The organism is Frigoribacterium sp. CFBP 13605 (assembly GCF_014839405.1).
Lineage (GTDB): Bacteria > Actinomycetota > Actinomycetes > Actinomycetales > Microbacteriaceae > Frigoribacterium.
In genome coordinates, this window is the sequence record NZ_JACYNS010000026.1 from 1 (window position 1) to 21,089 (window position 21,089).

Consider the following 21,089-nt stretch of genomic DNA (forward strand, 5'->3'; position numbering starts at 1 on the left):
GCCCGCACCCGCGCCGCCGCCCGCACCCGCGGCACCGCCCGCACCTGGGCCGCCGCCCGTGCTGCCGCCCGGACGACGGACCACGGTCTTCGCCGCGAGGTCGACCTGCACGTCGCCGAACGTGACCACGGGCTGCTCGTCGTCGGTGCCCGACGGCAACCGGCGGGTCTGCGCCCGGATGCGGGCGAGCAGCTCGTCCATCGAGAAGGGCTTCGTGACGTAGTCGTCGGCGCCCGCGTCCAACGCCTCGACCTTGTCGGCGGCGTCGGTGCGGCCCGACACGACGAGGATCGGCACGGTCGACCAGCCGCGCAGGCCGGTGATCACCTCGACCCCGTCGAGGTGGGGCATGCCGAGGTCGAGCATGACGAGGTCGGGGTGCCGGCTCGCCGCGAGGTCGAGCGCCTCCCGCCCGTCGGCGGCCGTGACGACGTCGTAACCGCGCGCCCCGAGGGTCACCTTGAGCGCCCGCAGGATCTGCGGGTCGTCGTCGGCGATCAGGATCTTCACGGCGCTCACGTGGCCGACCGTACCCGATCGGCCTCGCCTGCCCCGCCCGCCCCGGGCACCACCGGCAGCCCGACCACCATGGTCAACCCGCCGCCGGGGGTGTCGTCGAGTGCGAGCGTGCCGCCCATCGCCTCGACGAAGCCCTTGCTGAGCGCCAGCCCGAGCCCGAGGCCCGTGCCGTTGTCGGTGTCGCCCAGCCGCTGGAACGCGACGAGGATCTCGTCCCGCCGTTCGACCGGGACCCCGGGGCCGCGGTCCACGACCCGCAGCTCGACCCGGTCGCCGAAGGCGCTCGTCGAGATGCGGACGCTCGCGTCCGGCGGCGAGTGGCGCAGGGCGTTGTCGAGCAGGTTGACGACCACGCGCTGCAACAGCACGGCGTCGGCCCGCACGGGCGGCACCGTCGCCCGCAGCGCGAGCTCGACGTCGGCCGGCCCGAGGCCGAGCTCGTCGAGGGCGCCGAGCACGACCTCGTCGACGTCGACGTCCGCGGGCGTCACGGCGAGGGCCCCGGCCTGCACGCGGCTGACGTCGAGCAGGTCGGTGACCAGGGTCGAGAGCGAGTCGAGGCTCTCGTGGGCGGTGGACAGCAGCTCGTCCCGGTCGGAGTCGCTCCAGGCGACGTCGGTCTGCCGCAGTCCGCTGACGGCGGCCGTCGCGGCGGCCAGCGGACGACGCAGGTCGTGACCGACGGCGGCGAGCAGGGCGCTGCGCATGCGGTCGACCTCGGCGAGCGGGGCGACCTGGCCTGCGGCCCGGCTCAGCTCGGAGTGCTCGAGGGCCGCCTCGACCTGCGCCGCGACGACGTCCAGGAGGCGCCGGTCGGCCGCCTGCAGTTCGGGTCCGGTCAGCTCGAGGGTCGCGTCGGCGCCCGCGGCGATCGACGTGGTGGTCCCGGCCGGGGACCCGGCTCCGGGACGGCCGTCGTCGGCGAGCCGCGCCTCCCCGATCTCGACCCCGCCCTGGACGACGCGCACCCGGGTCATGCCCAGGGCCTCGCGGGTGCGGCCGATCAGGGCCTGCAGGGCGTCCTGGCCGCGCAGCACGCTCCCCGCGACCGTGGCGAGCAGCTCGGTCTCGGCGAGCGCCCGGGCGGCGGCACGGCTGCGTCGTGCGGCCTGGTCGACCACGTAGCTGACGATCGCGGCGTTGAGCACGTACAGCACGAGTGCCGCCAGGTGCAGCGGCTCGGCGATGGTCAGCTGGTAGATCGGCGCGATGAAGAACAGGTCGAGCGTCACGCCCGAGAGCAGCGCCGCGAGCAGGGCCGGCCAGATGCCGCCCGTGACGGCGACCACCACGACCAGCAGCTGGAAGACCAGCACGGTGCCCGCGATGCCGTCCTCCGAGCGGTGCCCGGCCAGCAGCCCGGTGAGCAGCGGCCCGGCCACGAGGGCGAGCACGAACCCGGCGATCACGCGGCGTCGCGACAGGGCCCCGCCGAGTCGCGGCAGCACCCGGTCGCGTCCGGCCGAGGAGTGGGTGACGATGTGCACGTCGATGCGTCCCGACTCGCGGATCACCGTCGAGCCGATGCCGGGCCCGGTCAACGCCGCGGCCAGGCGCCCCCGCCGGCTGACGCCGATGACGAGCTGCGAGGCGTTGACCCCGCGGGCGAAGGCGACGAGCGCGCGGGGCACGTCCGAGCCGACGACCTGGTGGTACGTGCCGCCGAGCTTCTCGACCAGGGCCCGCTGCGCCGCCAGGGCACCCGGCGCTCCCTGCCGGAGACCGTCCTGCGCACTGACGTGCACGGCGACGAGTTCCCCTCCGGAGGACCGGGCGGCGATGCGGGCGCCCCGCCTGATCAGCGTCTCGCCCTCGGGGCCGCCGGTCAGGGCGACGACGACGCGCTCCCGGGCCTCCCAGGTGCTGTCGATGCCGTGCTCGTCGCGGTACGCCTTCAGCGCGCTGTCCACCTCGTCGGCCAGCCAGAGCAGCGCCAGCTCGCGGAGGGCCGTCAGGTTGCCGAGGCGGAAGAAGTTCGAGAGCGCCGCGTCGACCCGGTCGGCCGGGTAGACGACGCCCTCGGCCAGTCGGTCCCGGAGGGCCTGAGGGGCGAGGTCGACGAGCTCCACCTGGTCGGCCGCCCGCAGCACGGCGTCGGGCACCGTCTCGCGCTGCGTCGCCCCGGTGATGCGCTCGACCACGTCGGTGAGCGAGTCGACGTGCTGGACGTTGACGGTCGAGACGACGTCGATGCCGGCGACGAGCAGGGCCTCGACGTCCTGCCACCGCTTCTCGTGGGTGGAGCCGGGGGCGTTCGTGTGGGCGAGCTCGTCGACCAGCGCGAGCTGCGGTGCCCGCGCGAGCACCGCCTCCAGGTCGAGTTCGTCCAGCGCGACGCCGCGGTGGACGACCGCCCGGCGGGGCACGACCTCGAGGTCGCCGACCAGCGCCGAGGTCGCGCGCCGCCCGTGCGTCTCGACGACGGCCACGACGACGTCGACCCCTTCGGATCGCAACCGTGCCCCTTCTTCGAGCATCGTGTACGTCTTGCCCACGCCGGGTGCCGCCCCCAGCACCACCCGCAACCGCCCTCGCTTCATGCGCTCAGCCTGTCACCCCTGCGGACCCGAGCGTGCCGGCCGGGGACCACCCGCCGGGCACACGGGAACGCCCCGTGACCACGGGGGCCACGAGGCGTGTGTCTCGAGGGGACCTGGCCCCCTCCGTGGTTCAGCTGGAGGGTCGCACCCGACGCGACCCTGCGCGATCTCACAGGGGGTTGTGTGCCTGGTGCCTCTCGAGGCCGTCCGACCCGAATCGGACTCTTGCAGGATACGCGATCCGGAGGCTCCGTTGCCCATTGGGCATGGAAATTCTCAGGAAGCCCCGGCACGATGGTCCGATGCAGCAGACTCCGGCGCGTGGGGACCTCACCCGATTCGGCACGGAAGCGGTCGGCGGGCGCGACGAGAAGCGTCGGGCGACGAGCCGTGGGCTCGCCGACGCGGCCTTCCGACTGGCGACCGAGAAAGGCTTCGACGGCTTCGTCGTCGAGGACGTCACCGCCCTGGCCGGTTACTCGAGGCGCACCTTCGCGAACCACTACTCGTGCAAAGAGGACGCCGTGGCCTCGGTGCTCCTGAACAAGGCGGGCGCGGCGGTGGACGCCTCCGACCTGTCGATGCTGGCGTCCTTCCAGGGGACCGACATCGACCTGCTCGAGCTGCTGCTGCTGTCGGCCGTCGACACCCAGCTCGTGGACTACATGATCAGCCTCCGCCACCTGCTGCGGACGCACGAACCCCTGCTGCCCTACGTGCTCGCGGTCGGCGTCCCCATGACCGAACGCGTCGGCGACGTGATCGGCCTGGCCGTCGGCCCCTCGCGGGACGACCTGACCACGTCCTTGCTGATCCACTCGACCTGGGGTGCCGTCATCGCCGTGCTGCGCGGCGTCTACGACCCCTGGGTCGACACGACCACCGACGACGAACGCGTCGACGCCCTCCGCGCCTACTGGGCGACGACGTTCGAGCGCTTCCGCACGGGCTTCGGCCCCGTGGCCTGAGCCGGTCCGCACCGCACCGCACGGCACCGCGTTTCGTGCACGGCACCGGGTAGAGACGCGGCGCCGTGCACGAAACGCGGTGCGACACGCTGGGCTCGGGACGAGGAGGCGCGGTGCCGGCCTCGTCAGGCCAGCAGGTCCACGGCGAGGTAGCCGGCGTAGCCGCCCGACGTGCGTCCGTCACGGCGTCCCGAGGTCAGCACCTCGCCGACGTCCGAGGCGACGAGCGTCGCGCCGGCGTCGCGCAGCCGGTCGACGAGGACGTTGTCCTCGTGCAGGTCGACGGGTGCGAACCCGCCGACGGACCGGTACGACGACGCCCGCACCCCGAGGTTGGCGCCGTGCACGTGGCCGTTCGGCCGTCCGGGCGTGTGCCGGGCCGTCCAGGCCGCGATCTGCCGCGGCGAGAGGTCGGCGAAGTCCGGGCGCACGGTCCCGATCACGACGTCGGCGCCCGAGGCGGCCCGGTCGAGCTGGTCGTCGATCCAGCCCGGCGGCACGACCGAGTCGGCGTCGGTGCAGGCGAGCCACACCGCGTCGAGCGGCAGGTCGTCCGAGGGCGCGCCGAGTTCGTCCAGGGCGACGTCGACGCCGACGGCCCGTGCGACGCCGACCCCGCGGGCCTCGATCTCGACGACGGTCACGCGGGCGTGCGCACGAGCGGCAGCCACCGTCCCGTCCGTGCAGGCGTCGGCCACGAGGACGACGACGACCCGCACCTCCGGATGGGTCCTGGCCGTGTGCCGCCGCGCGACGTCGACGCCGTCGAGGGCGCGCGAGACGAGTTCCTCCTCGTCGTGCGCGGGGACGACGACCGCGACGGCCCGCACGGGGCGGGTCGGGGCCGGGGCCGGGGTCGATCGGGCGGGCGCGTCGCTCATCGCAGGCCCGTCCGCTGGGCGACCGACCGGGGGTCGCGCGAGAAGACGTCGAGCACGAAGTCGCCCTCGACGTGGTGCGAGACCCGGTGGAGGCGCGGGTCGGCGCCCAGCCGGGCGTGGACGTCGTCCGCGCCCTGCCGGAAGTCCCCCTCGGGCTGGGTCCAGTGGCAGGCCACGACGTCGCCGTCGTCGGCCAGACCGTCGACGATCGAGTCCACCAACCGCCCGAACGCCTCCGGGGCCAGGTAGTAGCCGACCTCGCTGAGCACGACGAGGTCGAAGGTGCCCGACGGGTAGTCGGCGGCGGCGTCGGCCTGCTCGACCGTGACGTGGGGCAGGTTCGCGAGCCGCTCGCGGGCGGCCTGCACGGCGACCGACGACACGTCGAGGGCCAGCAGGCGGTCCGCCGCGGGGGCCAGGTCGCCCGTCAGCACGCCGATCGAGCAGCCCACCTCGAGCACGCGGCCGTAGCGCTCACGCGGCAGCGACGCCACGGTGAGGGCGCGCTTGCGGCGCTCGTACCAGCGCGTCGTGACCCGCCACGGGTCGGCGCGGCGGGCGTGCGTCCGGTCGAACGTCGCCTCGGTCGCCGGGACCGACGCCGCAGTGCCCGCGCCCTGGCCGCCCGCGTCCTGGCCGTCCGCCTGCGACCCGGCCACGACGAAGACCTCGCGCCCGCGGGTGAAGTGCCGCTCGAACACCGGGTGCAGCACGGGTGCGTCCTCGGGTGCGGTCGAGAGGGGTCGGCGCTGCGAGACGTACGCCGCGAGGGCCGAGCGCTTCGCGGCGTCGGCGACGGCGTCCAGGGACGACAGCCGCAGGGACGGCCAGGGCACGTCGGGATGGTCGGGCGAACCCCAGTGCCACAGCCAGATCGGGTACTCGAGCACCGTCGTGCCGGCCTGGTCCGCCTCGGCCGCCAGCTCGGCGGCGATCTCGCCGAGCACGCGATGGTCCCGATGTCCGTCGCCGCGCCAGGGCGCGACGAGCAGGCCACCGGGCCCGGGCATCAGGGGACGCAGCCGCTCGGTGATCTCGGCTCGGGCCTCGCGGACCGTCCCGTCGGCGATGCTCCAGTGCACCAGCTCGACGGCGTGACCCAGCAGGTCGACCGCGACCCGCGCCTCCTCGGCCCGCGTCGCGACGAGGTCCTCGGCGCTCGTGGTCGAGCCGGGGTGCGAGGCCGCGCCGTCGGTCACCATGACGACCGTGACCGGGATGCCGCGGGCGGCCGCGTGGGCGATGAGCCCGCCGGCGCCGAGGGTCTCGTCGTCGGGGTGGGCGGCCAGCACGACGACGCTCGACGCGCTGGTCGGGACGACGGCGCCGTCGAGCGGCGGCAGGTCGAGGAGGCGCGGGTCGGCCTCCCAGGTCTCGACCGGAGTCCCCGGCGCGCGACCGTCGAAGCTCACCACGTGGGACGACCGTCGGCCACGGCCCGACGCAGGACCGTCTGGCCGAGCGACGCGTCGTCGCGTTCGCCGTGGTGCTGGCGGAGGTAGAGCTCGAGGTCGGCGACGCGCTTGGCGTGGGCCGCGTCGGTCGCGAGCGGGGCCGGGCCGAGGGCACGAGACGCCCGCGCGAGCACCTCGTCGCAGGCGTGGGCGACGGTCCCGCGGACGCGCTTGGCCAGCAGCCGCCCCGCGTCACCGGTCGCCTCACCGGCGTCGACGAGGTCGGCGGCCTCGACCAGCGCCCGGCGGGCGTCGGCCAGTCGCGTGTCGACGAGGCCGAGGGCCTGCAGGAGGTGCGGGTCGGCAGGGCGCTCCGGCGCGCGCGACGAGGCGGTCACCGCCGCGGCCAGCAGCGTGCGGGCCACGCCGACCGCGCCGCCGTACCAGCACGCCGCGACGCCGATCCCGCCCCACGAGAAGCCGGGACGCTCGAGGTACCACCCGGGAGCGCCGACCTCGCGTGCCTCGACGTCGTCGAAGTCGACCGGGCCGGAGGGGATCTCGACGAGGCCCCTGGCGTGCCAGGCGTCCGCCGTCACGGTCACGCCCGCCTGACGGAGGTCGACCGAGAACAGCCGACGCTCGTCGCCGACCCAGGCGGTGACGAGCGCGCCGTCGAGGGTGCCCGCCAGGGAGCACCAGGGCTTCGTGCCGGCCAGCGACCACGGACCCGACCCGTCCGGGCCCCGGGTCGCCGTCAGACGGACGCCGGGCCCCTCGGCGGCGAACACGCCCCAGGTGAACGGGTCGGCGGTCCGAGCGCGCGGGGGGACGGAGGAGCGGTCGCCGTCGTCCTCGTCGGACAGGGTCTCGATGGCGGTCGCGGCGCCGACCTCGGCGTGCTGGTCGAGGATGGCGAGGGCGTCGAGGTGCGGTTCGGCCGCTCGGGCCGCACCGAGATCGTGCGCGGCGAGCGTCGCCAGTGCCTGCCAGAGGTCGGCCGTCGAGCCGAGTCCGGGCAGGGCCCCGTGTCGACCGAGCTCGACGGCGAGGTCGAGTGCGTCGCCCACGGAGGGCGCCTGACGGGATCGCAGCCCCTCGACGACGAGAGCGGTGGCCGTCCCGACGACCGGACCCGCGCCTCCCAGGGTGACCGGCTCGATGGGGTCGGTCGAGCGCGCGGGCGCGGAGGGACTCATGGTCTCGACGCTAGTCGGTCGTCCGATCGAGCGTGGGGGTTGACAACGGGGTGGACGACAGGCGTCGGGCAGTGCGGGAGGCTCAGAACTCGTCGCTGTCGAGCGGGATGCGCTCGGCCGCTTCGGCGGTCTGGGGCTCGATTCCGCGGAGGCGGCCGATGCGCCCCTCGATGTCGTCGACCAGGGCGTCGTCGTCGATCTCCGCCTCGTCGGTCTGCTCTTCGGAGACCAGCATCTGGCTGGCGGGACCGAGCAGCACCTGGAACCGCTGGTGCACCCCGCCACGATCCATGCCGGGCAGATCGACCATGTCGGACTTGTTCTGCATGGCCAGCGCTCGCGCGTACTCGACGACGGCCGCCGCGATCGCGTCGCCGGTGACCAGGTACTCGTCGGTGTAGTGGATGCGTTTCACCCGTGGTTCTCCCTGCAGTCGAGACGACTCGTCGTCACCGATCACGCTACGCGCGACGGGGCGGGAAGGCCCCGTGCCGGGCGACGTCGGTGGGCCCTCGAGCGGGCAGAAGAAAAGCCACCCCGGAACATCTCTGGCGAGAGAGAGAACCGACGTGGCTTTCCGCGGAGCCGGTGGGATTTGAACCCACGGTTCCCACAAAGGGAACTCCACCTTAGCAGGGTGGTGCACTAGGCCGAACTATGCGACGGCTCCATGCGGCTCGCGAGCGAACGCGCAGGGACAAGCATAGCGGCCCGGAGGCCAGATGCCGAACCGGGGCCCGGGGCCGGTCGGACGTCCGGCCGGGACGGGCGTGGACAGAACCACCCGTGCCCCACCCGCTCTGGGGGGCGTGATCGGCTTGTCGGCATTTGTGCCGACACATAGAGTACCCCTGACGCCGACGACGGCCGAGGGGCCGGGGCCCGACAGCACGGGCCCGTTCACCCTTGCCGAACACGCCCCCCGACGGTCGCCGCGTCACGTGCCCCACCATCGAGCGCCGCACCCGAACGGCTGCGCCCGAGGGGCTCGCCGCCGGCACCGACGCCGGCCTCCACACCCCCCACGGTGCCGCACCCCTGATCCCGGCATCGCGGGGTTCTCATGCGTGCCGGTTCGGGCCGCCGCTTGAGGTCACCGGTCGTCCCGGCGAGCTGGTTACTCGCCGGGGCGACTTCTCGGCGGAGCGCCTAGTTCGAGCCGAACGCCACCGAGCAGGTCTGGTCGGCCGCCGTCTGGCCGGTGAGCCCCTCGATGACCTCGGTCGTCGGAGGCGTGGTCGACGCCCCCGCGCCCAGGTCGGTGGGTGCCGCCGTGTCGGCCGGAGCAGCGGTCTGGGCCGGAGCAGCCGTCTCGGCCGGAGCGGCCGGGGCCTGTGTCGCCGCCGCACCGTCACCCGTGGCGGTGTTCTCGGAGCCGATGCCGGTGCTGCCCTCGGGGATCGAGAACGGGACGTCGTTCGCGATCGCGTCGAAGAGCTGGGTCGCCACGGCCTCGTCGGGCTGCACCTTGTTCTCGTAGACGCCCGAGCCTCCGGTCGTGCCGGGGTACTGGACGAAGTTGACGGCGTCGAGCGGCAGGTCCCGGAGCGCGAGACCGATCTGCACCATGGTGTCGATCTTGGTCAGCTGGTCGGACAGGGTCATGTTGCTCGCCGCGGCGCGGGCCAACGAGTAGAGCTTCGTGGGGTTGCTGAGGGTGTCGGCGCTCTTCACCGTCCGCAGCAGCGACGAGAGGTAGACCTGCTGGCTGCTGATGCGGCCGAGGTCGGACCCGTCGCCCACGCCGTGGCGGGTGCGGAGGAAGGCCAGGGCGTCGGCACCCGAGAGCACGGTCTCGCCGGCCGGGATGTCGAGACCCGTGTAGCGGTCCTTGATGGGCGTCGCGGCACACACGGGGACGCCGCCGATGGCGTTCGACATCTCGATGACGCCGTTGAACGAGATCATGCCCGCGAAGGGGATGTCGAGACCGGTCAGGCTCGAGACGGTCGAGGCGACGCAGCTCAGCCCGCCGTACGAGTAGGCCTCGTTGATGGGTCGGGCCGACATCGCCGAGTAGTACCCCGAGCCGTCCTCCTTCGCGCACGACGGGATCGGCACGACCATGTCGCGGGGGATGCTGACGGCGGTCGCGTTGGTGTGGTCGGCCGACACGTGGAGCAGGATGTTGACGTCGTTCAGGGTCGCGTCCCGCTCGCCGAACGCCCCCTGGTCCTGGCTGGCGTCGTTGTCGGTCCCGACCACGAGGATGTTGAAGCCGCCTTCGTACTCGCTGATCGACGGGGGCGCGGGCTTGGTGGTCTCGCCCTGGGCCGCCTGCAGCTCGACCCCGTCACCGAGGTCGCTGCGCACCTGGTACGCCGCGATGGCGCCGACCGAGGCTCCGCTCACGAGCAGGACGGCCACCGAGGCGGCCACCACCTTCGTGACGGCCCGCACCGCGCCTCCCCTCTTGAGCCGGCCGTGTCGGGCGACTCCCGTCGTCGCGGGGGCGGAACGGCGTCCGGAGGCGGTCGCCTCGGGTCGGGCAGCTCGTCGGCCACGGCCGGATCGGTCGCGAAGGTCGCTCACGCGGTGTCCTCTCGGTCATCGAGGGCGACCCTCGCTCGCGCGGCCTCGGGATGGTTCGAGGATCGAGCGGGCAGAAGGGCACCGTTCGGTGTACGGGCAGATGGAGATACTACCCAGGCGGTCCTGGGCCGCTGCCGGGACTCAGCCGGTCGCACGGTTCGCGACGAGCTGGACGGCGTACGAGGCGTGCCACTTGCCGGCGGCCGGTCCCCCGTTGCACTCGCCGTCGCTCGCCCCGGGCGTCTTGATCCAGAGCAGGGCGTCGAGCTTCGTCGTGCCGGTCTGCACCGAGGGCACGACCCCCAGGCCGGCCCCGGGCGCGTTGCACCACGTGCCCTTCCAGCCACGACCGTTGCGCGACGTGTCGATCACGTACCGTGCGCCTCCCGTCGCCTGCGACACCTTCTCGGCGTAGGCACGCTCGGATTCGACCGGGTAGTAGTTCGACACGTTGGTCGCGAAGCCGCGGGCACGGTCGACACCGGCCGCCTTGAGGCGCGCGGCCATGGTCTGCGGCGGCACCCAGTTCGAGTTGCCGGCGTCGAGGTAGGCCGGGACGCCCGCGTCCGCCAGGGTCGCGACCGCGGAGGCGATGGTGGCCTCCCGCCCGCTCGTCTGCTCGGGGCAGTTGCTGATGAGCGTGAGGGCGTCGGGCTCGACGACCACGACGACCCGGTGGCCCGCCAGGCGCGAGGCGACGAGGGAGTTCCAGCGCAGGTACGCCGCGTTGTCGGCCGACCCACCCGCCGAGTGGCTGCCACAGTCGCGGTTCGGGATGTTGTACGTGACGAACAGGGGGGTCGCGCCGACCTTCTCGGCGGCGGCGACGGTGCCGTCGATCTTCTTCACGAGCTGGGCGTCGGTCAGCCAGCTGCCGAGCCAGGTCGCCACCGGCTGCTTCGAGATCGTGCGGGCCGCCGCGGCCTCGGCGGTCCGACCCTCGGACGTCAGCGTGGTCGCGGCGCGCGCCGCCTCACCGGCGGGGTCGACGTACAGACCGCCCCGGAACAGCGTCGTGGTGGGCGTGGTGCGGATGGTCTGCGAGACCGCGGCGGGCGTCGTCACCGTGGGGACCGAGGTCGAGGCCGGGTCGGGCGACACGGGCGCCCCGGTCGACCCGCGATCCCCGCGCGAGGTGAAGGCGGCGATGGCGCGCTCGGCCGACTTGGACGACCGTGCGGGCGGGCTCGACGCCGTGGTCGGCGAGGCGGCGACCGAGGTCGACGAGGGGTCGACGGGGGCCGCGTGCGCTCGCGCAGGAGCGACCGCGAGGCCGGCCGTCAGGGCGACGGCGACGCCGAGGACGACGGCGGCGCGGGTCGTCGGGGTCATGTGGGTCATGGCTGGGGTCCTGGTGTCGAGGGGCCCGGGCGGTGTTCGGCCCACCCGGGGTGCCGACCGGTGCGGGACCGCAACGGGGGGCTCGATCAGTGCAACACGGGGGTGCGTCGGCGTTCAGTCCCTGTTCGGGGGGACGGAGCGTTCCACTTCGGGGGCCACGAGGGTCGGAGAAGGCCTCAGGCGGGGTTCCGGGCACGGCACCCGAGGAGGTCGTCGCGGCGGCCCTCGCGGCGGCCGACCTGGGAGACTGGACGGGCGGTCGCGGACGCTCCCGCGCGCGCACCAGGCCCGGGAGGACCACATGAACGGCGAGACCAACCGAGACGCATGGCGGGACTCCGTCGAGACCTGGCTCAAGGGCGACGAGCGCAACGACGTCTTCGACGGCTACCTCGACTGGTACCGCGCGCCGGTGATGGCCGACACCGACGACTGGACCCGCGACTTCTTCGTGCTGCCGGCCGTCGGTTCGGACGTGCTGCACAAGCACGCGGGCTTCGTCGACGGCGACGCCGCCGTCTCGGTCGACGACACCACCTGGCGCGACCTCAGCACCCTGATCGGCGAGGCCTTCGCGACCTACGCCGCCGCCAAGGCCTAGGAGGCACGGGTCGCGTCAGTCGCGGAACGCGCGACCCGTCTGGCGGAGGGCGTGGGATTCGAACCCACGAGACATCTCTGCCCACTTGTTTTCAAGACAAGCTCCATCGGCCGCTCGGACAGCCCTCCCGGTGGCCGGACGAGCTACGCCGCCACGATGTGATCACTGCGCCACTTTTAACCGTGGCGTCGTGTTCATGTCGTGGCGGGATGCACGCATCGGGCAACCGGGGCCGAGTCTACCGACTCAGAGCGTCGCGAGCACCTCGGCGAGCCCGTCGTCCAGGTCGCTCGACGTCTGCTCGCTGGCCACCGCGGCGACGTCGTCGGGTGCCTGGCCCATGGCGACCCCGCGCCCCTCGGCCGCGGCCCAGCGCAGCATGTCGATGTCGTTGCGTCCGTCGCCGGCGGCCAGGACCTGCGACCGCGGCACGTCGAGCCACTGCCGCACGCGCTCGAGGGCGGTCGCCTTCGTGACGCCGTCCGGGGCGATGTCGAGCCAGGCCGTCCAGCCGACGTTGTAGTTCACGTGCTGGAGGCCCATGCGCTCGACGGCCGTGAGGAAGTCCTCGGTGTCGTGGTCGGGCGAGACGACGACCACGCGGGTCGCCGGCCGGCCGACGAGGTCGTCGAACTCGACCTTCTCGGCGTTCAATGCCGCCGCCGCCGCGGGGAACGACCCGCAGTACCGGAGCAGCCCCTCTTGGTCTTCGACGGCGTACCCGGCCCCCGCGTCGGCCAGGGCCTCGCGGATCGTCGACAGCACCTGGGTCGGGTCGAACTCCTCGACGTGCACGCGGCGGTACCCCGTCGGAGCCGACTCGTCACGGCCCAGGGTGATCGCACCGTTCGCGCAGACGACGTAGTCCGAGACGAGACCGAGACGCTCCATGACGGGCAGCGTCATCGACACCGAGCGTCCGGTCGCGATCATGACCTGGTGACCCTGGTCGTGGAGGCGCGTGATCTCGCCGAGGACGGCCTCGGAGATGGTGCCGTCCTCGGGCATGATCGTGCCGTCGACGTCGAGCGCGACCAGCCAGCGGTCGGCGGCGGCCACGGGCTCGTCGCCGGGCCGGGGTGCGGCTGCGGCCTGGCTCACGCGACCGGCTCGATGACCTCGAGGCCACCGAGGTAGCCGCGCAGCGCCTCGGGCACGACCACCGAACCGTCGGCCTGCTGGTGCGTCTCGAGGATCGCGACGAGCCACCGCGTGGTCGCGAGGGTGCCGTTGAGCGTCGCGACGGGAGCCGTCTTGCCGCTCTCGGTGCGGTAGCGGGTGTCGAGGCGGCGGGCCTGGAAGGTGGTGCAGTTCGACGTGCTGCTCAGCTCGCGGTAGGTGCCCTGCGTCGGCACCCAGGCCTCGATGTCGAACTTGCGTGCGGCGCTCGAACCGAGGTCGCCGGCGGCGACGTCGATGACGCGGTAGGTGAGGCCGAGGGCCTGCAGCATGCTCTCCTGGAACCCGACGAGGGCGTCGTGCTCGGCCTCTGCCTGGTCGGGGTGCACGTAGCTGAACATCTCGAGCTTGTTGAACTGGTGCACGCGGAGGATGCCCCGGTTGTCCTTGCCGGCGGCACCGGCCTCGCGGCGGTAGCAGGTCGACCAACCGGCGTAGCGGATCGGGCCCGCCTCGACGTCGAGGATCTCGTCGGAGTGGTAGCCGGCGAGCGCGACCTCGCTCGTGCCGGTCAGGTAGAGGTCGTCGGCGGGCAGGTGGTAGACCTCGTCGGCGTGGGAGCCCAGGAACCCGGTGCCGGCCATGACCTCGGGTCGCACCAGCGTCGGGGTGATCAGCGGCGTGAAGTCGTTCTCCAGGGCGAGGTCGAGGGCCATGTTCATCAGGCCGAGCTCGAGGCGGGCACCGATGCCGCGCAGGAAGTAGAAGCGCGAGCCCGACACCTTGGTGCCGCGCTTGATGTCGATCGCGCCGAGCTTCTCGCCGAGGTCGGCGTGGTCGAGGGCCTCGAAGTCGAAGGAGGGACGGGTGCCGTGCTCACGGAGCGTCACGAAGTTCTCTTCGCCGCCCGAGGGCACGCCGTCGATGATCAGGTTGCCGATGCCGCGCGCGGCCGTGTCGAAGACCGCATCGGCCTCGTTCGAGGCGGCCTGCGCCTCCTTCACGCGGGCGGCGAGCTGCTGCGCCTGCGCGACCAGGGCCTTCTTCTCGTCTTTCGGCGCCTTGGCGACGGTCTTGCCGAAGGCGTTCTGCTCGGCGCGCAGGTCTTCGAAGGCGGCGATCGCCGCGCGGCGGGCCTGGTCGGCCGCCACCGCATCGTCGACCAGCGACTCGGAATCGCCCCGGGCCCGCTGGCTCTGCTTGACGAGGTCGGGGGATTCACGAAGCAACTGGGGATCGATCACCCGCCCATCCTAGGCAACGGCACCCGCGCGGCCGACGTTCTGCACAGAGCCTTCGCCTTCCCGTTACCTCACGGGGGTGCGTCCAATACGCTCGCCCCATGACCGCCACCTCCCCCTCCCCCGCCGAGCACGCCTCGGCATCCGAGCCCGAGACGGCTCGCCAGACCGCCGCGGTCGTCTACAACCCGATCAAGGTCGACCTCGACGCCATCAAGACGGCCGTCGGGCGCCACGAGTTCTCGAACGGCTGGGCCCCCACGAAGTTCTACGAGACCAGCAAGGAAGACCCGGGCGGCGAGGTGACGAAGCAGGCCCTCGCCGAGGGCGTCGACATGGTGATCGCCGCGGGGGGCGACGGCACGGTGCGTGCCGTGGCCGAGGCCCTGCAGGGCACCGACGCGTCCCTCGCCCTGCTGCCCTCGGGCACGGGCAACCTGTTGGCCCGCAACCTCGAGCTCTCGCTCGACAACCTCGACGACTCGATCGCGACGGCGTTCAGCGGTCGCGACCGTGACATCGACCTCGGCGTCGTCGACGTCGAGCGTGAGGACGGCTCGCGCGAGACCAAGGCGTTCGTCGTCATGGCGGGCGTCGGCCTCGACGCGAAGATGCTCGCGAACACCAACGACGAGCTGAAGAAGCGCGTCGGGTGGCTCGCCTACGTCGACGCCATCGCCCGCGCGCTCCGCGACGACAACAAGATCGACGTCCGGTACGAGCTCGACGACCAGGGCCGCAAGTCGATGCGCGCCCACACGATCATCGTCGGCAACTGCGGCCTGCTGCCCGCCAACATCATGCTGCTGCCCGACGCGGCGATCGACGACGGCATCTTCGACATCGTCGCCCTGCGCCCCGAGGGCTTCTTCGGCTGGGTGCAGATCTGGATCAAGATCGTGTGGGAGAACGGCGTCATGCGCCGCACCCAGGTCGGCCGCCGCATCCTTGCCGCCAACAGCCGCGAGGTGCGCACCCTGCGCTACAACAAGGGCAAGAAGCTCGTGGTCCGACTCGACTCCCCCCAGGACTTCGAGATCGACGGCGACTCCGTCGGCAAGGTCGTCGCCCTGCGCGCGGTCGTCGACCCGGGCGGCCTGACCGTCCGCGTGCCGGCCGACGCCTGATCGGCACAGGCGGCCGACCGACCGCGGCCGGTGTTCAGCGCAGGCCGCTGATCAGCGCAGGCCGCTGATCAACCCGCGCAGCCAGTCGCGGGCGTCGACGAAGGCCTCGTCGTCGTACCGCGGCGAGACCTCGGCCGGGGCGCCGTCGGCACGAGGGTACGACCCGAGGAACATCACGCTCGGGCTGAAGCGCTTCAGCCCGAGCAGGGCGTCGGCCACGCGTTCGTCGAGCACGTGCCCCTCGAGGTCGATGACGAACCGGTAGCGCCCGAGGGCGTCGCCGATCGGCCGCGACTGGATGAGGCTGAGGTTGATGCCGCGGGTCGCGAACTGCTCGAGCATGTCGACCAGGGCCCCCGAGCCGTCGGCCGGCAGCTCGACGATCAGGCTGGTCTTGTCGGCACCGGTCGCGGGCGGCACGGGCACCGTCCGGCTGACCAGCACGAAGCGCGTGACGGCCTGGTCGTTGTCGCCGATCTCGCGGGCGAGCACCTCGAGGTCGTGGTGGTCGGTGATGCCGGGAGGCGCAACCGCGGCGTCCGCGGAGCCCCCGGCGCCGCCCGGCTCGAGCAGCGAGGCGGCGGCGGCCACGTTCGACGAGGCCGGCAGGTGACCGTGGCCGGGCAGGTTGCGTTCGAGCCAGCGGTGGGTCTGCGCGTAGGCGACCGGGTGCGCGTTGACGAGCCGCACCTCCTCGATGCGGGTGCCCGGCCGGGCGACGAGCACGAAGTTGACGCGCACCAGGTACTCGCCGACGATGCGGAGGCCCGGCACCGTGGCGAGGGCGTCCTGCGTCGCACTGACCCCGCCCTCGACGCTGTTCTCGATCGCGATCATCGCGGCCGTGCTGACGCCCGAGACGACGTCGGCCAGGGCCTCGCCGACGTTGTTGACGCTCTTCCAGGTGGCCCCGACGGCCTCGGGCACCTGCTTGAGCGCCGCCTCGGTGAACGTGCCCGCGGGCCCGAGGTAGCTGTAGGTCGTCGAGGAGGCGCGGGTCGGCATGACGAGGAGCCTACTGAGAGCCGCCCGGGCACCGCGACGAAGGTCGGCGGCGGGTGCCAGGATGTCCCCATGACCGACCGTGCCGGAACCCCCGCAGAAGCCAGCGACCTGATCGACCCCGAAGAGGTCACGGCCGCGTACTACGAACTCGTCCCCGACGTCGGCGAGGTCGAGCAGAAGGTCGTCTTCGGCACCTCGGGCCACCGCGGGTCCTCGCTCGACGCCGCCTTCAACGAGACCCACATCGCCGCCATCACGCAGGCGATCGTCGAGTACCGCGCGGGCCGGGGCATCACCGGCCCGCTGTTCATCGGGCGCGACACGCACATCCTGAGCGGCCCCGCCGAGCGCACCGCGGTCGAGGTGCTCACCGGCAACGACGTGAAGGTGCTGGCCGACGCCGAGGGCGGCTACGTGCCGACGCCCGCGCTCAGCCACGCGATCCTGGTCTACAACAACGACCCCGCGAACACCGACAAGGCCGATGGCATCGTCGTCACCCCCAGCCACAACCCGCCCCGCGACGGCGGCTTCAAGTACAACCCGCCCCACGGCGGGCCGGCCGACAGCGACGCCACGAACTGGATCGCGAACCGCGCCAACGAGATCATCGCCGCCGGCAACGTCGACGTGAAGCGCGGCGTCGGCACGCCCGGCCGCCACGACTTCCTCCGCGGCTACGTGGGCGACCTCGTCAACATCATCGACATCGACGCCATCAAGAAGGCCGGCGTGAAGATCGGCGCCGACCCGCTCGGTGGCGCGAGCGTCGAGTACTGGGGTGCGATCCGCGACGTCTACGGCCTCGACCTCACCGTCACGAACCCGGGCGTCGACCCCACCTGGCGCTTCATGACGCTCGACTGGGACGGCAAGATCCGCATGGACCCGTCGAGCCCCTCGGCGATGGCCAGCGTCGTGCGCCGCAAGGACGAGTTCGACGTCCTGACCGGCAACGACGCCGACGCCGACCGGCACGGCATCGTCACGCCCGACGGCGGCCTGATGAACCCGAACCACTACCTCGCGGTCGCCATCGACTACCTCTACACGCACCGCCCCGAATGGCGCGACGACGCGGCCATCGGCAAGACCCTGGTCTCGTCGAGCATCATCGACAAGGTCGCCGAGTCGCACGGGCGTCGCCTGTGGGAGGTCCCGGTCGGGTTCAAGTGGTTCGTCCCCGGCCTGGTGGACGGCTCGGTCGCCTTCGGTGGCGAAGAGAGCGCCGGTGCGTCCTTCCTGCGCAAGGACGGCACCGTCTGGACGACCGACAAGGACGGCATCCTGCTCGCCCTGCTCGCGAGCGAGATCATCGCCGTCACCGGCAAGACCCCCTCGCAGCTCTACGCCGAACTGGTCGAGAAGTACGGCGACCCGGTCTACCAGCGGGTCGACGCGGCGGCGACGAAAGAGCAGAAGACCCGTCTGGGCAAGCTCGACGGCGACGCGATCGAGGCGACCGAGCTCGCGGGCGACCGCATCACGGCCAAGCTCAGCAAGGCTCCGGGCAACGACGCGGCCGTCGGCGGCGTCAAGGTCGTCACCGACAAGGCCTGGTTCGCGGCCCGCCCCAGCGGCACCGAGGACGTCTACAAGATCTACGCCGAGTCGTTCGAGGGCCCCGAGCACCTCGCCCGCGTCCAGGCCGAGGCGAAGACCATCGTCGACGCCGCGCTCGGCGCCTGACCCGCGCCTCCCGCACCGCCCGACGGGCGTGTTCGTGACGGACGGGCGACTTCGGTCGCCCTCGTCCGACGAACACGCCCGTCGCGCGGTTCGCGGGGGTGCGCGGCGGGCAGGCGGCGGCGGCCGGGCGACAGGCTCAGCCCGCGTAGTCGGGGGCGGCCGGTAGGCCGAAGAACTCCTCGAGCGTGGTGACGCCCGTGTCGTGCATCTCGGTGGCGAGGGGCACGCCCACGTACCGGAAGTGCCACGGCTCGAAGGTGAAGCCCGTCACGGCGACCTTGTCCGCCGGGTAGCGCAGCAAGAACCCGAAGCGCCACGCGTTGGCCGCCAGCCACGTCCCCTGGGGCGTGTCGCCGAAGCAGGCCTGCAACGCGCAACTGAGCGGCACGGGGCTGATGTCGAGGGCGAGCCCGGTCTGGTGCTCACTGAATCCCGGACGGGCGCTCTGTGCATCGGCCTGTGCCTGCCCGAGACGCTGGACCCAGCCGGCGTAGACGCTCACCTGGGTGTCGTACGAGCGGTAGGCGCTCTGCACCTGGAACGCCCCGGCCCCCTCGGCCTCGCCCGCCCGGAACATCTCGACGACCGCGGCGGCGGCCTCGGCGCGGAGGGTCGGCGGGTTCTGGTGCGCCACGTCGGGCGTGACGAGATCGCCGGGGACGTAGTCGACCGGGTCGAGCGCGCGCAGCTTGTCGCTGACGACCCAGAGGCTGGCGGGGTCGTCGACCGACCGGGCCGCCTTGTCGAACGCGGGTGTCGTGGGGGACGTGGGAGGCGCCTCCTCGGTCGGGGTCGGGGTCGGGGTGAGCGTCGGCGAGACGGTCGCGACCGACGTGCTCGGGCTCGGCTCGGGCGCGCCCCCCGAGCACGCGGCCAGCAGGCCGGCCGAGAGGACGACGGCCAGGACGGTGGCCGCGGGGTGCGGCAGGGAGGGGCGGCGTGACATCGCGTCGAGCCTAGTCACGAGCAACGGACCGACAGGGACGGACGATTCCTCTTGTTGTCGGATGCTTGCCCGTGAAGTAACTTTGCGTACTGCGCAATTCCTCGTCGCGCCTTCCCCTTCCAGACAGAAGAGACACCATGTCGAGCGCCGCCTCCGCACCCACGACCACGGCCCCCGCCGAGCGCCAGGGCCTGATGACCCACCGCCAGATCCTGTACGTCATCTTCGGCCTGATGGCCGGCATGTTCCTCTCGGCCCTCGACCAGACGATCGTCGGCACCTCGATGCGGACGATCGCGGACGACCTCGACGGGCTCAGCCTGCAGGCCTGGGTGACCACCGCCTACCTGATCGTGTCGACCATCTCGACGCCCATCTACGGCAAGCTCAGCGACATCTTCGGGAGGCGACCGCTCTTCCTGATCGCCATCACGATCTTCTTGCTGGGGTCCGTCGCGGCCGGCTTCTCCGAGAGCATGTACCAGCTCGCCATCTTCCGGGCGATCCAGGGCATGGGCGCCGGCGGCCTCATGGCCCTGCCGCTGACGATCATGGGCGACATCCTGGCCCCGCGTGAGCGCGCGAAGTACCAGGGCTACTTCCTCGCCGTGTTCGGCATCTCGAGCGTCATCGGCCCGCTCGTCGGCGGGCTGTTCGCCGGAGCCGACCAGATCCTCTTCGTCACCGGCTGGCGCTGGGTGTTCCTGATCAACGTGCCGATCGGCATCGTGGCGCTGTTCATCGTCGTGCGGTTCCTGCACATCCCGGGCCAGAAGCGTCGTGAGAACGTGCGCATCGACTGGTTCGGCGCCGCCGCCGTCATCGTGGCCGCCGTGCCGCTGCTGCTGGTGGCCGAGCAGGGCCGCACCTGGGGCTGGAGCTCACCCGGAGCCTTCGCCTGCTACGTGATCGGGGCCGTCGGCATCGTCGCGTTCGTCGTGATCGAGCGATCGATGGGCGACGACGCACTCATCCCGCTCAAGCTGTTCCGCAACCCCACCTTCTCGATGGCGACCGTGCTCGGCGTGCTCGTCGGGTTCGGCATGTTCGGCGCCCTGCTGACGGTTCCGCTGTACCTGCAGCTCGTGAACGGGGCGACCCCGACCGAGAGCGGCTTCCAGATGCTGCCGATGATCGCCGGCCTGATGATCTCGTCGATCGTCGCCGGCCAGCTCATCTCACGGACGGGCAAGTACAAGATCTTCCCGATCACGGGCACGGCGTTCATGGCGGCCGGGTTCTTCTGGTTCACGAACCTCTCGTTCGACAAGCCGTACTGGTTCATGATGGTCGGCATGCTGTTGGTCGGCCTGGGACTCGGACAGCTGATGCAGACCCTGACCATCGCCTCGCAGAACTCGGTCGCGGCCCGCGACATCGGCGTGGCCACGTCGGCGTCGACGTTCTTCCGACAGATCGGCGGGACGCTCGGCACGGCCGTGCTGTTCTCCGTGCTCTTCAGCCGCATCCCCCGGACGATCGCGGACGCCTTCGCCGACTCGAGCCTGCAGGGCCGTGCCCAGGCCGCCCTCGCCGACCAGTCGGTGCTGAGCGACCCGGCGAACGCCGCGATCCTCAAGCTCTACCAGGCGGCCGGAGGCGGCGACACGTCGCAGGTCGGCGGCGCACTCGACGGCAACACGTCGTTCCTCAACACGGCCGACCGCCGTCTCGCCGCGCCGTTCCTCGACGGCTTCGCGAACGCGGCCGTGACGGTCTTCTGGGTCGCCCTGGTGGTGGTGCTCGTGGCCTTCGTGCTGAGCTTCTTCCTCAAGGCCACGCCGCTGCGCCAGAAGTCGGCCATCGACGAGGCAGCCGACGACGCGCGGGCCGCCGTGGCCGCCGACGCCGCACTCGCGGCGCAGGCCGCCGCCGCGCAGTCCGGTTCGCTGGTCGCCCCCGACACGGGTTCGATCGACGTCGTGCCCACGGAAGAACGGCGCGGCGACACCTCGTCTCGGCGCTGATCGGGTGCCCGGCGCGACGT

Annotated in this window: 17 protein-coding genes and 2 tRNA genes; 5 read left to right on the forward strand and 14 right to left on the reverse strand. The window is 72.5% G+C overall.

Annotation, left to right across the window (positions count from 1 at the left end):
- Both IFT36_RS07720 and IFT36_RS07725 read right to left on the reverse strand, forming a co-directional pair.
- The coding region (locus tag IFT36_RS07720) for a response regulator transcription factor (protein ID WP_200412821.1) at positions 1–510 on the reverse strand (510 nt) is incomplete at its 3' end.
- 5 nt (positions 511–515) lie between these two features.
- Positions 516–3,059, reverse strand: a complete 2,544-nt coding sequence (locus IFT36_RS07725; protein ID WP_200412807.1) for an ATP-binding protein — start codon at positions 3,057–3,059, stop codon at positions 516–518.
- Between the two features lie 302 nt (positions 3,060–3,361).
- On the opposite strand from IFT36_RS07725, the gene IFT36_RS07730 reads away from it, so the two are divergent.
- Positions 3,362–4,027 (forward strand): TetR family transcriptional regulator, encoded by a 666-nt coding sequence (locus tag IFT36_RS07730; RefSeq protein ID WP_173151885.1) that lies wholly within the window; start codon positions 3,362–3,364, stop codon positions 4,025–4,027.
- Between the two features lie 125 nt (positions 4,028–4,152).
- On the opposite strand, the gene IFT36_RS07735 is transcribed toward IFT36_RS07730, so the two are convergent.
- From IFT36_RS07735 to IFT36_RS07765, 7 genes are all read right to left on the reverse strand, one after another.
- The gene (locus IFT36_RS07735) at positions 4,153–4,908 is read right to left on the reverse strand and encodes a glycosyltransferase (RefSeq protein ID WP_200412808.1); all 756 of its coding nucleotides are present in this window, start codon (positions 4,906–4,908) and stop codon (positions 4,153–4,155) included.
- Entirely contained in the window at positions 4,905–6,323 is a 1,419-nt protein-coding gene (locus tag IFT36_RS07740; protein WP_200412809.1) for a bifunctional PIG-L family deacetylase/class I SAM-dependent methyltransferase, read from the reverse strand. Before IFT36_RS07740 ends, IFT36_RS07735 begins: the two co-directional genes overlap by 4 nt.
- The gene (locus IFT36_RS07745) at positions 6,317–7,501 is read right to left on the reverse strand and encodes an acyl-CoA dehydrogenase family protein (RefSeq protein ID WP_249408526.1); all 1,185 of its coding nucleotides are present in this window, start codon (positions 7,499–7,501) and stop codon (positions 6,317–6,319) included. The genes IFT36_RS07740 and IFT36_RS07745 overlap by 7 nt, the downstream gene beginning before the upstream one ends.
- Positions 7,502–7,583: 82 nt before the next feature.
- A complete protein-coding gene (locus IFT36_RS07750; RefSeq protein WP_159825077.1) occupies positions 7,584–7,916 on the reverse strand; it encodes a hypothetical protein in 333 nt (110 codons plus the stop codon).
- A 165-nt stretch (positions 7,917–8,081) separates the two neighbouring features.
- Positions 8,082–8,171 (reverse strand) — tRNA-Ser (locus IFT36_RS07755).
- Between the two features lie 479 nt (positions 8,172–8,650).
- A complete protein-coding gene (locus IFT36_RS07760) occupies positions 8,651–9,901 on the reverse strand; it encodes an LCP family protein (protein ID WP_307785057.1) in 1,251 nt (416 codons plus the stop codon).
- A gap of 273 nt (positions 9,902–10,174) precedes the next feature.
- Positions 10,175–11,374, reverse strand: a complete 1,200-nt coding sequence (locus tag IFT36_RS07765) for a glycoside hydrolase family 6 protein (protein ID WP_200412811.1) — start codon at positions 11,372–11,374, stop codon at positions 10,175–10,177.
- A 301-nt stretch (positions 11,375–11,675) separates the two neighbouring features.
- Between IFT36_RS07765 and IFT36_RS07770 the strand changes: the two genes are divergently transcribed.
- Entirely contained in the window at positions 11,676–11,975 is a 300-nt protein-coding gene (locus tag IFT36_RS07770) for a hypothetical protein (protein WP_056047292.1), read from the forward strand.
- 40 nt (positions 11,976–12,015) lie between these two features.
- On the opposite strand, the gene IFT36_RS07775 is transcribed toward IFT36_RS07770, so the two are convergent.
- The 3 genes from IFT36_RS07775 to serS all read right to left on the reverse strand — a co-directional run bounded on the left by IFT36_RS07775 (position 12,016) and on the right by serS (position 14,338).
- Positions 12,016–12,103, reverse strand: a tRNA-Ser gene (locus IFT36_RS07775).
- Positions 12,104–12,221: 118 nt separating this feature from the next.
- Positions 12,222–13,076 (reverse strand): HAD family hydrolase, encoded by an 855-nt coding sequence (locus IFT36_RS07780; RefSeq protein ID WP_236556913.1) that lies wholly within the window; start codon positions 13,074–13,076, stop codon positions 12,222–12,224.
- Positions 13,073–14,338 (reverse strand): serine--tRNA ligase, encoded by a 1,266-nt coding sequence (gene serS, locus IFT36_RS07785; RefSeq protein WP_200412812.1) that lies wholly within the window; start codon positions 14,336–14,338, stop codon positions 13,073–13,075. The genes IFT36_RS07780 and serS overlap by 4 nt, the downstream gene beginning before the upstream one ends.
- Before the next feature lie 98 nt (positions 14,339–14,436).
- Between serS and IFT36_RS07790 the strand changes: the two genes are divergently transcribed.
- Positions 14,437–15,462, forward strand: a complete 1,026-nt coding sequence (locus IFT36_RS07790) for a diacylglycerol/lipid kinase family protein (protein WP_200412813.1) — start codon at positions 14,437–14,439, stop codon at positions 15,460–15,462.
- Between the two features lie 51 nt (positions 15,463–15,513).
- On the opposite strand, the gene pheA is transcribed toward IFT36_RS07790, so the two are convergent.
- A complete protein-coding gene (gene pheA, locus IFT36_RS07795; protein ID WP_200412814.1) occupies positions 15,514–16,467 on the reverse strand; it encodes a prephenate dehydratase in 954 nt (317 codons plus the stop codon).
- A 69-nt stretch (positions 16,468–16,536) separates the two neighbouring features.
- Between pheA and pgm the strand changes: the two genes are divergently transcribed.
- Positions 16,537–18,156, forward strand: a complete 1,620-nt coding sequence (gene pgm / locus IFT36_RS07800) for a phosphoglucomutase (alpha-D-glucose-1,6-bisphosphate-dependent) (RefSeq protein WP_200412815.1) — start codon at positions 16,537–16,539, stop codon at positions 18,154–18,156.
- Positions 18,157–18,292: 136 nt separating this feature from the next.
- Here pgm and IFT36_RS07805 read toward each other — a convergent pair whose 3' ends face one another.
- The gene (locus IFT36_RS07805; RefSeq protein WP_200412816.1) at positions 18,293–19,102 is read right to left on the reverse strand and encodes a M15 family metallopeptidase; all 810 of its coding nucleotides are present in this window, start codon (positions 19,100–19,102) and stop codon (positions 18,293–18,295) included.
- Between the two features lie 137 nt (positions 19,103–19,239).
- Between IFT36_RS07805 and IFT36_RS07810 the strand changes: the two genes are divergently transcribed.
- A complete protein-coding gene (locus tag IFT36_RS07810) occupies positions 19,240–21,069 on the forward strand; it encodes an MDR family MFS transporter (RefSeq protein WP_249408527.1) in 1,830 nt (609 codons plus the stop codon).
- Positions 21,070–21,089: the final 20 nt, after the last annotated feature.

Coding starts and splice junctions, on each gene's coding strand:
- IFT36_RS07735 (WP_200412808.1), bottom strand. CDS start 4,908: ATGAGCGACGCGCCCGCCCGATCGACCCCGGCCCCGGCCCCGACCCGC.
- IFT36_RS07765 (WP_200412811.1), bottom strand. CDS start 11,374: ATGACCCACATGACCCCGACGACCCGCGCCGCCGTCGTCCTCGGCGTC.
- pgm (WP_200412815.1), top strand. CDS start 16,537: ATGACCGACCGTGCCGGAACCCCCGCAGAAGCCAGCGACCTGATCGAC.
- IFT36_RS07725 (WP_200412807.1), bottom strand. CDS start 3,059: ATGAAGCGAGGGCGGTTGCGGGTGGTGCTGGGGGCGGCACCCGGCGTG.
- IFT36_RS07730 (WP_173151885.1), top strand. CDS start 3,362: ATGCAGCAGACTCCGGCGCGTGGGGACCTCACCCGATTCGGCACGGAA.
- IFT36_RS07770 (WP_056047292.1), top strand. CDS start 11,676: ATGAACGGCGAGACCAACCGAGACGCATGGCGGGACTCCGTCGAGACC.
- pheA (WP_200412814.1), bottom strand. CDS start 16,467: ATGCCGACCCGCGCCTCCTCGACGACCTACAGCTACCTCGGGCCCGCG.
- IFT36_RS07805 (WP_200412816.1), bottom strand. CDS start 19,102: ATGTCACGCCGCCCCTCCCTGCCGCACCCCGCGGCCACCGTCCTGGCC.
- IFT36_RS07810 (WP_249408527.1), top strand. CDS start 19,240: ATGTCGAGCGCCGCCTCCGCACCCACGACCACGGCCCCCGCCGAGCGC.
- IFT36_RS07790 (WP_200412813.1), top strand. CDS start 14,437: ATGACCGCCACCTCCCCCTCCCCCGCCGAGCACGCCTCGGCATCCGAG.
- IFT36_RS07745 (WP_249408526.1), bottom strand. CDS start 7,501: ATGAGTCCCTCCGCGCCCGCGCGCTCGACCGACCCCATCGAGCCGGTC.